The 12,568-nt window shown below is 73.6% G+C and carries 14 protein-coding genes; 7 read left to right on the plus strand and 7 right to left on the minus strand.

Annotated elements, in window-relative coordinates; genetic code table 11:
• Nucleotides 1-11: 11 nt before the first annotated feature.
• Nucleotides 12-1,964, minus strand: a complete 1,953-nt coding sequence (locus tag OG710_RS30115) for an APC family permease (protein WP_330242438.1) — start codon at nt 1,962-1,964, stop codon at nt 12-14.
• Between the two features lie 146 nt (nt 1,965-2,110).
• Here OG710_RS30115 and OG710_RS30120 point away from each other — a divergent pair, with 146 nt between their 5' ends.
• Entirely contained in the window at nt 2,111-2,836 is a 726-nt protein-coding gene (locus OG710_RS30120) for a dienelactone hydrolase family protein (protein ID WP_330242439.1), read from the plus strand.
• 36 nt (nt 2,837-2,872) lie between these two features.
• On the opposite strand, the gene OG710_RS30125 is transcribed toward OG710_RS30120, so the two are convergent.
• Entirely contained in the window at nt 2,873-4,114 is a 1,242-nt protein-coding gene (locus tag OG710_RS30125) for an MFS transporter (protein WP_443064344.1), read from the minus strand.
• Nucleotides 4,115-4,453: 339 nt separating this feature from the next.
• On the opposite strand from OG710_RS30125, the gene OG710_RS30130 reads away from it, so the two are divergent.
• Entirely contained in the window at nt 4,454-4,957 is a 504-nt protein-coding gene (locus OG710_RS30130) for a DUF1877 family protein (protein WP_330242440.1), read from the plus strand.
• Between the two features lie 21 nt (nt 4,958-4,978).
• Here OG710_RS30130 and OG710_RS30135 read toward each other — a convergent pair whose 3' ends face one another.
• Complete coding sequence (locus tag OG710_RS30135; protein WP_330242441.1) at nt 4,979-6,136, minus strand: pyridoxal-phosphate dependent enzyme; 1,158 nt, start codon at nt 6,134-6,136, stop codon at nt 4,979-4,981.
• Entirely contained in the window at nt 6,133-6,885 is a 753-nt protein-coding gene (locus tag OG710_RS30140) for a helix-turn-helix transcriptional regulator (RefSeq protein WP_443064345.1), read from the minus strand. The genes OG710_RS30135 and OG710_RS30140 overlap by 4 nt, the downstream gene beginning before the upstream one ends.
• Nucleotides 6,886-7,007: 122 nt before the next feature.
• Here OG710_RS30140 and OG710_RS30145 point away from each other — a divergent pair, with 122 nt between their 5' ends.
• From OG710_RS30145 to OG710_RS30165, 5 genes are all read left to right on the plus strand, one after another.
• A complete protein-coding gene (locus OG710_RS30145) occupies nt 7,008-7,532 on the plus strand; it encodes a DUF2231 domain-containing protein (protein ID WP_330242442.1) in 525 nt (174 codons plus the stop codon).
• 64 nt (nt 7,533-7,596) lie between these two features.
• Nucleotides 7,597-8,031 (plus strand): hypothetical protein, encoded by a 435-nt coding sequence (locus OG710_RS30150; RefSeq protein ID WP_330242443.1) that lies wholly within the window; start codon nt 7,597-7,599, stop codon nt 8,029-8,031.
• Nucleotide 8,032: 1 nt separating this feature from the next.
• Complete coding sequence (folE, locus tag OG710_RS30155; RefSeq protein WP_330242444.1) at nt 8,033-8,659, plus strand: GTP cyclohydrolase I FolE; 627 nt, start codon at nt 8,033-8,035, stop codon at nt 8,657-8,659.
• A 158-nt stretch (nt 8,660-8,817) separates the two neighbouring features.
• Nucleotides 8,818-9,342 carry a hypothetical protein gene (locus OG710_RS30160; RefSeq protein WP_330242445.1) on the plus strand — a complete coding sequence of 175 codons (525 nt, stop codon included), beginning with the start codon at nt 8,818-8,820 and terminating at the stop codon, nt 9,340-9,342.
• Entirely contained in the window at nt 9,339-9,701 is a 363-nt protein-coding gene (locus OG710_RS30165; protein WP_330242446.1) for a hypothetical protein, read from the plus strand. Before OG710_RS30160 ends, OG710_RS30165 begins: the two co-directional genes overlap by 4 nt.
• A 36-nt stretch (nt 9,702-9,737) precedes the next feature.
• On the opposite strand, the gene OG710_RS30170 is transcribed toward OG710_RS30165, so the two are convergent.
• From OG710_RS30170 to OG710_RS30180, 3 genes are all read right to left on the minus strand, one after another.
• Nucleotides 9,738-10,148 (minus strand): RidA family protein, encoded by a 411-nt coding sequence (locus OG710_RS30170; RefSeq protein ID WP_330242447.1) that lies wholly within the window; start codon nt 10,146-10,148, stop codon nt 9,738-9,740.
• 125 nt (nt 10,149-10,273) lie between these two features.
• Nucleotides 10,274-10,642, minus strand: coding sequence for a hypothetical protein (locus OG710_RS30175; protein ID WP_330242448.1), 369 nt, complete (start codon nt 10,640-10,642; stop codon nt 10,274-10,276).
• Between the two features lie 143 nt (nt 10,643-10,785).
• Nucleotides 10,786-12,372 carry an amidase family protein gene (locus OG710_RS30180; RefSeq protein ID WP_330242449.1) on the minus strand — a complete coding sequence of 529 codons (1,587 nt, stop codon included), beginning with the start codon at nt 12,370-12,372 and terminating at the stop codon, nt 10,786-10,788.
• Between the last annotated feature and the right edge of the window lie 196 nt (nt 12,373-12,568).

Below are 12,568 nucleotides of genomic sequence, written 5' to 3' on the forward strand. Positions count from 1 at the left end.
GCGGGCCGTCGTCAGTCCGGGTCGGGTGCGCGGTGGGACTCCACGGTCCGCATGGCGTGCGACACGTCGAAGGGCAGGATCGTCACCGCGATGTGCGGCAGGTGTTCCAGCGTCCTCGCGATCTTCTCGCCGGTGCCCCGGTGCAGGAGTCTGCCGAGGGCGTTGGAGTACATCCGCCTCGGCACGAGGACCGTCAGCGACGTGTCGTCGTCCCGGGTGGTGCGCAGGGCCAGCTCCCCCATCGCGTGGCGCAGCCTGCGGTCGGGGCACGCCACCACTTCCAGCTCGATCGAGGTCGCGGACGTCGACGCCCAGCGGGCGGCGAGCCGGCGTGCGTGGGCCTCGTCGACCGCGAAGTGCACCGCCCGTACGGTGTCCGGGCGCAGCTCGTGCGCGTACCGCAGGGCCTTGAGCGTGGCCAGGTCCAGCGCCTCGACGAGGACGAACACGTGGTGGCGGCGGGTGCGCGGCCGGTCCGCGCCCGTGGGCAGCCGGTCCAGGGCCGCGGCCTCGCGCCGGTACTCGCGGTTGATGCGGATCAGTACCCAGACCCCGAGCGGGAAGACCACGACGACGAGCCAGGCGCCCTCGGTGAACTTGGTGACGGCGAAGATCAGGACCACGGCGGCGGAGACGAGCGCCGCGAGGGCGTTGCCCGTGATCTTCAGCCGGCGCAGCGGTTCACGCCCGCGCAGGTGGTACGCGGTGAGTCCGGACCCGGCCATGGTGAAGGCGGTGAACACGCCGATCGCGTACAGGGCCACGAGCCGGTCGACGGTGGCGCCGGTGACGAGCAGCAGGACGAGCGACAGGGCGGCGAGGGTGACGATGCCGTTGGAGAAGGCCAGCCGGTGCCCGCGCCGGGTGAGCACCCGGGGCAGGAACCGGTCCTGGGCGACGAAGCCGGCCAGGAACGGGAAGCCGGTGAACGGGGTGTTGGCGCCGGTGTAGAGGACGAGCGCGGTCGCCAGCTGGACGAGGACCAGGCCGGCCGTCCCCGGCGTTCCGCCGCCGAAGGCGAGCCTGGCCTCCTGCGCGATGACGGTCGGGGTGCCGTCGGTGTAGGGGACGGCGTGGGTGATGTGGGCGAGGGTGGAGACGCCCAGGACCAGGAAGGCCAGCACGCAGCTCATGGCGATCAGGGTGCGCCGGGCGTTGCGGCCCTGGGGTTCGCGGAAGGCGGAGATGCCGTTCGAGATGGCTTCGAGCCCGGTGAGGGACGAGCCGCCGTTGGCGAAGGCGCGCAGCACGATGAAGAGCGACGCGCCCTGCAGCCAGCCGTCGCCGGGGGTGCCCAGCGGTACGACGCCGGGGGCCCGCAGGTCGGCGTGGGGCAGTCCGCCCGTCAGGGCGCGTACGGCGGCGACGAGGAAGACGAGGGTCATCGCGGCGATGAAGAGGTAGGCGGGCAGGGCGAAGATCCGGCCGGCCTCGCGGACGCCGCGCAGGTTCCCGTACGCCAGCAGCACGATCACCAGGACGGAGACGGGCAGCTGGAGGTGGTCGAGCCCGGTCCAGCCGTTGCCGGCCAGATGGGCGAGCGAGATCAGGGCGTTGGTGCCGGCCGACACCTGGACGGCGACGGTGACGACGTAGTCGACCAGCAGGGCCACGGCGGCGATCTGGGCGACCTTCGGTCCGAAGTTCTCCCTGGCCACGACGTAGGAGCCGCCGGCGCGGGTGTAGATCGTGACCACGTCGCTGTAACAGAGCGTCAGGAGCAGCAGGACGAGCAGGATCGCGCCGGTGACCGGCATGACCATGGTGAAGGCGGCCGTGCCGATCACCGGTACGAGGACGCGGAGCATCTCCTCGGAGCCGTAGGCCGACGAGCTGACGCAGTCGGACGCGAGCACGCCGAGCGCCGTCCGGTTGCCCAGCTTCTCCTCGCCGACGCGTTCGGTGGTGAGCGGCTCGCCCAGAAGCCGCCTCTTGACGCGGTACATCGGCTGGTCGAGGGTCATACGCCCCATCACAGCGGCCGGCCGGCCGCGGACCGCGCCGACACCACGGGGAGGCCCCCTGCCGGCCGAAGCGGCCGGGGTGGGCGCTGTCTGCCCTGGGTGAACGCCGGCCCGCGCGGGCGCGGCGTTCACTAACGTCCGGTCCCATGACGACGGTCACCACCCGCACGGTCACGTACCGGGCCGACAACCTGACGATGAGCGGCCACCTCGCGCTCCCGGCCGGTGCCGGGCGCCGGCCCGCTGTCCTGATCGGCCCCGAGGGGATGGGGCTCGGCGACGTCGAGCGCGGGCGGGCCGAGGCGCTGGCCGAACTGGGGTATGTGGCGCTGGCCTTCGACCTCCACGGCGGGCGCTACCTGGGCGACCCGGAGGAGATGCTGGCCCGCTGTCTGCCGCTGCTCGACGATCCCGGCCGGATGCGGGGCATCGGCCGCGCGGCGCTCGGCGTCCTGTGTGCCGAGCCGCGCGTCGATCCCGGCCGGGTCGCCGCCATCGGCTATGGCACGGGCGGCGCGATCGCGGTGGAGCTCGGGCGCGACGGCGCCGACCTGCGCGCGATCGGGACGGTCAACGGGCTGACCACGGGCCGGCCCGGCGAGGCGGCACGCATCCGCTGCCCCGTCTGGGCCGGGGTCGGTTCGCAGGACCCGATCATGCCGCCCGCGCGGCGGGAGGCGTTCACGGCGGAGATGCAGGCCGCGGGGGTCGACTGGCGGCTCGTGGTCTACGGCGGCGCCCTGCACGCCTTCCACCACCCGCCGGTCGACCACACCGCGCTACCGGGCGTCGGCCATCACCCCCGGCACGCGCGGCGGGCCTGGCGCGACGTCGTCGGCCTGCTCGCCGAGTGCGTACCGGTCACGGACTGAGCCGGCCGGCTCCCGGCGCCTGCGCTCCCGGTGGGCTCAGGCCTTCGTCGGGGTGGGGTCCTCCGCGGTGTCGGGGGTGCGGGCGCGGGTGCGGGCCGCGGTGAAGAGGGTGGCGGCCATGAGGGCGGTGACGGCGCCGAGGCAGACGACGGCGGTGGCGAGGCTGCCCGCGGGCCTCTTGGCGGCCAGGAGGACCAGGGGGCAGAGGAACTCGCCGAGGAAGAAGGCCGCGGTCCACAGGCCCATGCCCCGGCCCCGGTCCTCGTACTGGAGGAGGGACATGGCCTTGGTGACCAGCGCGGGCAGCAGCAGGCCGGTGCCGACGCAGTTGATGACGGCTCCGGCGATCAGGAGCGGGAGCCCGTCCGCCAGGCCCATCAGCACGAAGCCCGCGGCGCACAGTGCGAACAGGACGGGCAGCCGGTGGCGGTGGTCCGGGGAGAGGCGGGTGAACAGGACCGAGCCGAGGACCGTGGCGGCGCTGGCCACCGCGGTGACGGCGCCGATGGTCGCGGTGGAGTCGGTGCCCAGGTCGTCGAGGAGGTACGCCATCTCGACCGGGACGGTGTAGAAGACCACGGCGCCGAAGACCGTGAGGAGGCAGATGCCCGCCATGCGCCGGACCGGGAACGGCCGCTGCGGCAGCGACGCCCGCTCGGCCGCGTCGGGCGCCGGCGGCAGCGGTGCGGGAAGGATGCGGGCCATCAGGGGCGCGACGACCAGGCCGACGGCGTACAGCCAGAAGGGCGCGCGCCAGTCGGCGGCCCCGAGCGCGCCGCCGAGCACGAAGAAGACGGTGGCCGACGCGGCGGCGCACATCGTTTGCAGGGCGAGGTAGCGGTCCCGGAGTTCGCCGCTGTAGTAGTCGCCGATCAGGGTGGTGCAGGCGGTCATGATGGCCGCCTCGGCTATGCCGACGAGGACGCGGCTGATCAGGATGGCGTGGAGCGACTCCAGCCACAGGGGGGCCGTCCCGAACACTGCGTACAGGGCGGTCGCGATGACCAGCAGGCGCTTGCGGCCGAGCCGGTCGACGATCATCCCCGCGAAGGGCGCGAGGAGCGCGAGGGCGAGCGCGGGGACGGTGAGCACGACCGGGACGAGCGCCTCGCTGCCGGGTACGTCCTCGAAGTGGTCCTGCATCCGGGGAAGGACGGGGGCGAGGAGCACCGCGCCGAGGACGGGCAGACAGCTTCCGGCCATGAGCATGACGGCCGGAAGTCGCCCAGTGGGCGGGGTGCCGGGGGCGGCGGGCGGCGAGGCGAGCGGGGCGGACATGACGGCGCTCCAAGGGCAGCTGAGGGGCACCTCTTCGGGGACGACGTGCCCAGGACGGGGCGATTGTGCCTCGAATACGCGTGCTGTCGGGGGTACTGCCCATCTTTTGGATCATCTGTTTTTCCGATGGCCACAATCCGTGGGGCGGATACGGGGCGTTCGGGGTATCTCGTCCCGGAGAGCTTGCTCACAACGGATGGTGGCGGAGCGTCAGGCGAAGGGTTTCGGCCACCTGACGATCCACCACCACCTGCGCGTTTTCGGCCACTCGACGCCCAACCCGCCGCCCGCCGGGGGGCGGTCGCGTCACACGGTGACCGGGGCGCCATACTGCGGCGCATGGCCCTGACCCAACAGCTGGCGCGCGTCACGCCGCGGTACCTCGACCGGTGCCGGGAGGCCGCCGGCGCCGCGCCGGACGGCGACCCGCGCTGGAATCCGCCGGCGGACGACGTGCTGGACCTCGACTGGGCCGTGTGGGCACTGCTCGGCCTCTACCGCCGGATGCGTCCGGAGTCGCCGGACATCGCGGTCCTCGAACGGAGCATCCGCGGCGACGGCAGCGCCCCGGTCGCCTTCCTCGACCACGTCGAGGTCTACGACGGCGTCGACGGTCCGCCGTCCCTGCTGTCCCCCGCGGCGGTGACGGAGGTGGCCCGCGCGCTGGCGGCCATGGAGATCGACTCCCTGCTCACCACCCTCCCCGCCCACCGCCGCGAGGGCGGCTTCCCCGGCTTCACGGGCGACCCCGCCGCGTACCTCTGCGACCACTTCGCCCTGCTCCGGAGCTTCTACGCCGCCGCCGCGGCGAAGGGGATGGCGATGGTGGTGTGGGTCGACTGACCGTCAGCGTGTGCCGTGCGGTCAACCGGGCTCGTGGTCGGCGAACAGCGTCGCCATCCTCTCGGCGGACTTCAGGCCCGCGCCGGTGAGGACGACGACCGTCGTCTCGTCCGGGGCGATGTCGCCCGTCGCGATGTAGTGGTCGAGCGTCGCCGCCGCGACGCTGCTGGTCGGTTCGGCGTACAGGCCGCGGGCGCTCAGGGCGCGCACGGCGGCGCGGATCTCGGGTTCGGGGACGGCGTACGCGGCTCCGCCGGAGCGGCGGACGGCGTCCACCGCCTCGGGCAGCCGGACCGGGCGGGCGATGGACGCGCCCTCGGCGATCGTCGGCAGGCGCTCGCCCCGGCGGTCCGGGCCGACGCCGTTGAGGGTGTCCGCGATGGTCGCCCAGTGCTCGGGCTGTCCGACGAACAGGCGCGGGCGCCGCTCGATCCGGCCGGCGTCGAGGAGTTCACCGAAGGCGAGGTCGCAGCCGATGACGTTGCTGCCGGCGCCGGCCACGAGGACCACGTTGTCGGGGGCGGTGAAGCCGAGGGACTCCCACATCTCGTAGGCGACGGTCTTGGTGCCCTGGATGAACATGGGGTGCCAGTTGTGGCTGGCGTACGGGATCTGCCGCGCCTGCCGGACCGCCTCGTCCGCGACCTCGTCGCGGGTACCCTCCACGCGCTGGATCTCGGCTCCGTAGGCGCGGGCCTGGAGGATCTTGGCCGCCGAGGTGCCGGCCGGGACGATGATCTTGGCGCGGAGGCCGGCCGCGGCGGCGTACGCGGCCACCGCGGAGCCGCCGTTGCCCGAGCTGTCCTCCAGGACGCGGTCGGCTCCGAGCGCCGCGAGGTGGGAGATCATCACCGATACGCCCCGGTCCTTGAAGCTGGACGTGGGGTTGAACCACTCCAGCTTGAAGTGGACGCGCCGGCCGGCCCAGTCGAGCGGGATCATCGGCGTACAGCCTTCGCCCAGGCTCACCCGGCGGTCGGCCGGGACGGGCAGGACCGCGCGGCAGCGCCACAGGGAGCGTTCGGCGGTGTCGATCTGGTCGGGCCGCAGGCCGGGCAGGGCGCTGACGGCGAGCGGGCCGCCGTCCTCGCCGCGCCAGCGCGGGTCGTCCAGCGGGTAGCGCGTCCCGGACCGGTCGTACAGCCAGGGGGCGGTGGGCGAGGGCTGTTCGGGGCTCATGGACCGTTGAGCGTACCGGTGTCGTCGCCGGCCGGGGCGTGGCGGATCTCGACGCAGCACTCGCCGGGGCGGGGGGCCAGGACGGCCTCGACGGCGGGGGTGCGGAGCCCTCGCAGATAGCCCGTGAGGAAGGCGTGGTTCATGCCGCAGACCAGGTCGGGGGCCTGGTGGGCGAGCGGGTGGAAGGGGCAGTTGCGCAGCCGCAGCCGGTCGGGGGCCTCGCGGGTGGGCTCGAAGCCGTGCCCGTCGAGCATGCGCTCGCACAGGGTCAGGCCGCGTTCGGCGCCGAGGCGTCCGGGGCGCAGCCGGGCGCGTTCCTCCGCGCCGAGTTCCTCGCCCCGCCGGCCCGCCGTGCGCATCGCCGCCTGCACGGCCGTCTCGTCGTCGCCCTCGGTGACGACGGCCTGGACCAGGAGGTCCGCGAGGAGCTCGTGGCGGCGGTCCGGGATGCTCACCCGGATGGGCGTGTCGGTGGGTTCGTACACCTTGGGCTGGCGGCCGACCTTGCGGACGCCGGTGGGTGAGCCGTAGCGCGCGCGCAGCAGGCCGGCGTCGACGAGTTTGTCGAGGTGGAAGGCCGCGAGCTTGCGCGATATGCCCGCCTCGGCGGCGGCCTCGTCGCGGGTGACGGGCCGGTGGGCGCGGCGGATGAAGGAGAACATCTGCCGCCGCGTGCCCTCGCCGAGCGCGCTCAGCGAGTCGATCGCGGCGTCGTCGGGGGAAGCCGGCGGGGTCATGTCGGAGGTCACCCCTTCACGGTAACGCCGACGCGCGTGGGTCGAGGGGTACGCGCAGGGGCTCTGGTCTGCGGACTTGACCGGGTCCTCGAATAAGACCAATATTCGTTGGCGAAAATAAGGAGGTGGGCCCGATGGCCCAGCCGCAGCAGGCCAAGCAGCCCGTGAGCGCCGCTCTCGCCGGCCCGTACGGGCATCCGTTCCATCCGATGCTGGTCACCGTTCCCCTCGGGGCGTGGACCGGCAGCCTGGTCTTCGACATCGCCTCCCGGTTCGCGGACGACCCGGCGTTCCTGGCCCGTGGATCGATGTGGCTGATCGCCGTCGGCGTGATCGGCGCCCTGGCCGCCGCGCTGGTCGGCTGCCTGGACCTGTTCGCCGTCCCCACCGGCACCCGCGCTTTCCGGGTGGCCCTGCTCCACATGACGCTCAATGTGCTGGCGACCGCCGCGTACGCCGGCAACTTCCTGTGGCGGCACGCCGGTTCCGGTCCCGTGGGCCGGGTCGGCGCCGGTCAGCTCGCCCTCGCCGCCGTCTCCTTCGCCGTGCTCGGCGCCGGCGGGTGGCTGGGCGGCAGGCTCGCCTTCCGTTACGGCGTACGCGTCGCGGACGAGGCGGTCCAGGCCGAGGGGTTCACCCCGGCACGTCCCACCGGCTGACCGGCCGCCGCCCGCGTCTTCCCCTGCCCGCAGCCCTCACACCCTCTTCACCCCTGGAGTTCCCATGGACATCGCCGCACTGGTCACCTGGGTGATCACCGCTCTCGGCGGCTTCTACATGCTCGGCACCTGGCTCGCGCGCGGTGGCGCGCGCGGCGGCAACAGCCATCTGCCGGTCCCCGTCGTCTTCGGCCACTTCGCGCTCGCCGCGATCGGCCTCGTCGTCTGGATCGCCTACCTCGTCGCCGACACGGACGCGCTGGCCTGGATCGCCTTCGTACTGCTGGTGCCGGTCGCGTTGCTCGGGTTCGTGATGCTGGCCCGCTGGATTCCCGTGTACCGGGCGCGGGCGGCCGCCGGGGCGCAGGGCGGCGGCGCGGCGCAGGACGGCCCGGCGGAGCGGAACTTCCCGGTCGCCGTGGTCCTCGCGCACGGGCTGCTCGCCGTCGTGACGGTGGTCCTGGTGCTGCTGAGCGCCCTCGGTGTCGGGGGCAACTGACATGGCCCAGCAGCCCATCGCCGCGCCGCCCCCGCCCCCGCCCGCGGCCCTGCGCGTGGTGCCGACCGGGCGGGCGGCGGACCTGGTGGCCGCCGAGCAGGCCGCCGGACAGTTCCTGCGGGCCCTCGGCATCAGCACCGATTCGGAGAGCCTGCGCGGTACGCCGGGCCGGATGGCCCGCGCCTACGCGGAGCTCTTCACGCCCCGCCCGTTCGATCTGACGACGTTCCCGAACGACGAGGGGTACGACGAGCTGGTCCTGGCCCGCAGCATCCCGCTGCGCTCGGTGTGCGAGCACCATCTGCTGCCCTTCACGGGCACCGCCCACATCGGGTACCTGCCCGGCCGGCGCATCCTGGGCCTGTCCAAACTCGCCCGCATACTCGAACACTTCGCCTGCCGTCCCCAGGTCCAGGAGCGCCTGACCAAGCAGGTCGCGGACTGGCTGCAGACCCAGCTGGAGCCGAAGGGGGTCGGCGTGGTCATCCAGGCCGAACACACCTGCATGACCCTGCGCGGAGTCCAGGCCACCGGCACCACCACGATGACCTCCACCCTCCTGGGCCTCCTGCGCACGGACGCCCGCTCCCGCAGCGAATTCCTCACCCTGACCGCACTACCGGGGTAGCCCCCACGGGCCCCAGGGGGATGGGGCCGACCCCCGCACTGCGGCGGGGCGGCGCCGCCGGGCCGGCCGGGTCGGGGCGGGGCTCCGTGGGCGGGGCTCCGTGGGCGGTCGCCCCTTACGGAGACGGCCCGCGCCGATGGGCGACCGGCGACCGGCTGATGGGCACTCACATCCGGGGCGTCGAAGGCTCCTCGGGCGCCTCGGTGCCGTGGCACCATGAAGGGACGGTCATTCGACGTGCGGGCGGGGGCGCCAAGGTGACGGTGGTCGACTACATGCTCCTCGGCGGGGCGGGCGGGGCGCTCATCGAAGCGGTCGCGTTCTTCAGCCGGCTCGGGGAGTGGCGCGCGGCCCGGCTGACGCCCTCGGGCGGCAGGCGCAAGAATCCGCCGAGCTTCCTCAGCTTCATCGATCTGCCTCCCATCGTGGCCATCGCCGTCGCGCGGCTGGTGCTCGGCGGGGCCACCGCCACCGCGTTCGGGACCAGCGGACAGGCCACGGGAGGATTCGCCGCCCTGACGGTCGGGGCCGCCGCGCCCGCCCTGCTGCAACAGCTGGGGCAGATCCGCCAGATCCGTGAGGCGGTCACTCAGCCGATGTCCCGGCAGCGGAACGAGGACACGCAGAGCACATCCGCGGCCGCGCCGGCGGCGGAAGCCGTAGAAGAGGGTGGGGCAGCATGAGCAGGGACAACGGGAACCTGAACTTCGGCCAGAGGGTCGTCGGCGGCCTCATCGGCGCCATCTCCAACACCAACAGCAGCATCACCGGCCACAACAACGTCGTCGGCCGCGTGGACGATACCGCGCGGGAACTGCTGAACCTGATCAGGGAATTGCGCGCCGATATGCAGCGGCTGGTCGCCACCGGCCGGACCGACGCTCTGGACAACGAGCTCGCCGAGGTCGAGGACGAGATCGGCGCGACCGGCGATGCCTCGCAGCGGTCGCTGGCGCGGCTGCGGCAAGCGCTCGCCGACGCCCCCGAGGTGCACCCGCTCGCCTCGGCGATGGCCGTGGCGGAAGCGCTCGGGTCCGTATAGCCGGGTCGCGCCCTTCGACCGGCCGGTGTGCGGCGGCTACGCGTCGAGTACGGCGGCCACGGCCTCGATCTCGACGAGTTGGTCGTCGTAACCCAGCACGGTGACGCCCATCAGCGTGCTGGGGACGTCGTGGTCGCCGAAGGAGTCCCGGACCACCTGCCAGGCGGTCACCAGGTCCTCGCGCCGGGCCGACGCCACGAGGACGCGCGTGCTGATGACGTCCCGGAGGGTCGCGCCGGCGTCCGCGAGGGCGGTGCGCATGTTCTCGACGGCCTTCTGGGCCTGCCCGGCGTAGTCCCCGACCGCGGCCGTCGAGCCGTCGCCGTTCAGCGGACACGCCCCGGCCAGAAAGATCAGCCGGGCCTCGGCGGGCGCCGTGGCCGCGTAGGCGTACTCGGCGATGTCGGACAGGGAGGCGGAGCGGATCAGGGTAACGGCACGAGCCACGGCCAGGGGTTCCTTCCCTCGATCTTCGGACCAGGACATCCTGCCTCCCCGAACCGAAGCACCGTCCGCATTTACGGGGGGGGGCGCCGACGCCGGTGCGGGCCCGAGCGCGGCAGCGGTGCGGTTCAGCCGGTGGTTGTCCAGGTGAGGATTGCCAGTGTGAGCGGGATCGGGCAGGCCACGGCGTTCAGGAGCAGGGCGCGGCGGGGTGGGGGCATGCGGCGGATCGCGGGGCGGGTGGCGAGGGCTGCGAGGAGGGCGGCTCCGGTGGCCAGGCAGGCCGCGTAGAGGGCGAGGTAGCCGCCGGTGGGCTCCCCCGCCGCCGCGCCCCACACCGCGACGATCCAGACCAGGAAGGTGATCCAGGCCACCGAGATGAGCGTGAGGGCGCCGAGCAGGACGGTCAGCAGGACCGTGGCGGGTCGGGGCGCCGCCGCCTTCGGTACGGGCGCCCACGGGGCGGTGGGGGGTGTGGTCCGGGTCCGTGTGTTCATGGACCGATGGTCGCCGGGAGCGGGCGGGTGCTCATGGGCTCCGCTACTCAACCCGGCGGGCGCGTGTACTCAGGCAGGGCCGGCCCCCGCGTACGGCGACGGCACCGGGGCGCGGGGGCCCGGTGCCGTCGCCCTGCGTCACGTCAGCCGGTGGTGTCCGGGAGCGTCGGCAGGTAGCGGGGGGCGTGGCGGCCGTCCAGGCGGTGTTCGACGGCCGCGCCGAGGCTCAGCAGGTCCGCGTCCTGGCCGTTGCCCGCTATGAGGAGCAGGCCCACCGGCAGTTCGCCGACGAAGCCGGCGGGCACCGACAGCGAGGGGTAGCCGGCCACGGCGGCGGGCGTGGACGACGGGATCACGTCGTTGTCGCCGCGCGCGCAGTCGGTCGTCCACGCGGGCGGGTTCGCCGGCGACGCGATCGCGTCCAGGTCGTGCTCGGCCATGACCTCGTCGATGGAGCGGCGGGACAGGTCCTTCAGCTCCGTGCGCATCGCCCGGTACTCCGGGTCCGTGGTGGGCGGTGCGGCGAGGGCCTCCTCGAAGAGTTCCTGGCCGGCGAAGCAGGTCTGCTCCTGCGGGTGCGTCCGGTTGAACTCGATCAGCTCGGCGAGGTCGCGCGGGCCCTTGCGGGTGGCGAGGTAGGCGTTGATGTCCCGGTGGAACTCGCTGAGCAGGGCCGGGAATTCGAGCTCGCCCAGGCGCCGCTGGTACGGGAGGTCCACCTCGACGACCTCGGCGCCCGCGCTCCGCAGCCGCTCGGCGGTGCTCGTCATGAGGGCGTCCACCTCGGTGCCGAGCACCGGCAGCCGCCACAGGCCGATCCGCTTGCCGCGCAGCGAGCCGGGACGGGTCGCCCGCTCGGCGAAGTCCGGGGCCGCGGGGGCGCCGCCGATGACCGACAGGGTGAGCGCGGTGTCGATGACGTTGCGGGCCATGGGTCCGGCGGTGTCCTGCTCCGCGGAGATCGGCACCACGCCCGACTGGCTGACCACGCCGAGGGTCGGCTTGAGGCCGACGACGGCGTTCATCCCGGCGGGGCAGACGATGGAGCCGTCCGTCTCGGTGCCGATCGCCACCTGCGCCAGCGAGGCGGCGAGGGCGGCGGCCGAGCCGGCGGACGAGCCGCACGGGTTGCGGTCCAGGACGTACGGGTTGTGGGTCTGGCCGCCCACCGCGGACCAGCCCGAAGTCGGCGACGCGGCGCGGAAGTTGGCCCACTCCGAGAGGTTGGCCTTGCCGAGTATCACCGCGCCGCCCGCGCGCAGCTTCGCGACGAGTTCGGCGTCGGACCGCGGCGGCTTCCCGGCCAGGGCGAGCGACCCGGCGGTCGTCGGCATGTCGCGGGTGTCCACGTTGTCCTTGAGCAGGACGGGGATGCCGTCCAGCGGGCCGCGCGTGCGGCCGAGGCGGTGTCTGATGTCGCTGGCCGCCGCCTGCCCGAGGGCCGTCGGGCTGGTGTGCAGCACGGCGTTGATCTTGGGGTCGATGGCCTTGATCCGCCGCAGGTAGGCGAGGGTCAGCCGGACCGAGGACAGCGAGCCGCGGGCCATGCGGGCCTGCAGTTCGGGGATGGTGACGGTGTCGAGGTCGATGCCGCCGACCAGCGTCGATTCGGCGGATCGCGCCGAACCGCCGGAACGGTTCTGGGGGGCCGCCTGCGAGCCGGGCGCCACCGCGACCAACGGGGCCACGACCAGGATCGCGGTCAGGGCCGCCATGCTTCTCTTCTTCATGGCGCACACCCCACTACACGGGGACCGTGCGGCACAAGGGGCCCTCGCCGAGCGCCTCGGCGTGTCCGACCGCACCGCTCAAGTCCGCGCGCGTAGACGGACGTTCGCGGCCGCGCCGAGCAGTGCGGGGCGGCGCTCACCCTCTTGACGGGCTCCCCTCCTTCGCTAAGGTCTAGACCTGCAAGCGTCGGTCTAG

Origin of the sequence: Streptomyces sp. NBC_00525 (genome assembly GCF_036346595.1) — a bacterium.
In the GTDB taxonomy this organism is placed as follows: Bacteria; Actinomycetota; Actinomycetes; order Streptomycetales; family Streptomycetaceae; genus Streptomyces.

What these genes read in the sequence shown, in the direction of transcription:
- OG710_RS30115 (WP_330242438.1), bottom strand. Translation starts at nt 1,964, where the DNA reads ATGACCCTCGACCAGCCGATGTACCGCGTCAAGAGGCGGCTTCTGGGC.
- OG710_RS30120 (WP_330242439.1), top strand. Translation starts at nt 2,111, where the DNA reads ATGACGACGGTCACCACCCGCACGGTCACGTACCGGGCCGACAACCTG.
- OG710_RS30125 (WP_443064344.1), bottom strand. Translation starts at nt 4,114, where the DNA reads ATGTCCGCCCCGCTCGCCTCGCCGCCCGCCGCCCCCGGCACCCCGCCC.
- OG710_RS30130 (WP_330242440.1), top strand. Translation starts at nt 4,454, where the DNA reads ATGGCCCTGACCCAACAGCTGGCGCGCGTCACGCCGCGGTACCTCGAC.
- OG710_RS30135 (WP_330242441.1), bottom strand. Translation starts at nt 6,136, where the DNA reads ATGAGCCCCGAACAGCCCTCGCCCACCGCCCCCTGGCTGTACGACCGG.
- OG710_RS30145 (WP_330242442.1), top strand. Translation starts at nt 7,008, where the DNA reads ATGGCCCAGCCGCAGCAGGCCAAGCAGCCCGTGAGCGCCGCTCTCGCC.
- OG710_RS30150 (WP_330242443.1), top strand. Translation starts at nt 7,597, where the DNA reads ATGGACATCGCCGCACTGGTCACCTGGGTGATCACCGCTCTCGGCGGC.
- folE (WP_330242444.1), top strand. Translation starts at nt 8,033, where the DNA reads ATGGCCCAGCAGCCCATCGCCGCGCCGCCCCCGCCCCCGCCCGCGGCC.
- OG710_RS30160 (WP_330242445.1), top strand. Translation starts at nt 8,818, where the DNA reads ATGGGCACTCACATCCGGGGCGTCGAAGGCTCCTCGGGCGCCTCGGTG.
- OG710_RS30165 (WP_330242446.1), top strand. Translation starts at nt 9,339, where the DNA reads ATGAGCAGGGACAACGGGAACCTGAACTTCGGCCAGAGGGTCGTCGGC.
- OG710_RS30175 (WP_330242448.1), bottom strand. Translation starts at nt 10,642, where the DNA reads ATGAACACACGGACCCGGACCACACCCCCCACCGCCCCGTGGGCGCCC.
- OG710_RS30180 (WP_330242449.1), bottom strand. Translation starts at nt 12,372, where the DNA reads ATGAAGAAGAGAAGCATGGCGGCCCTGACCGCGATCCTGGTCGTGGCC.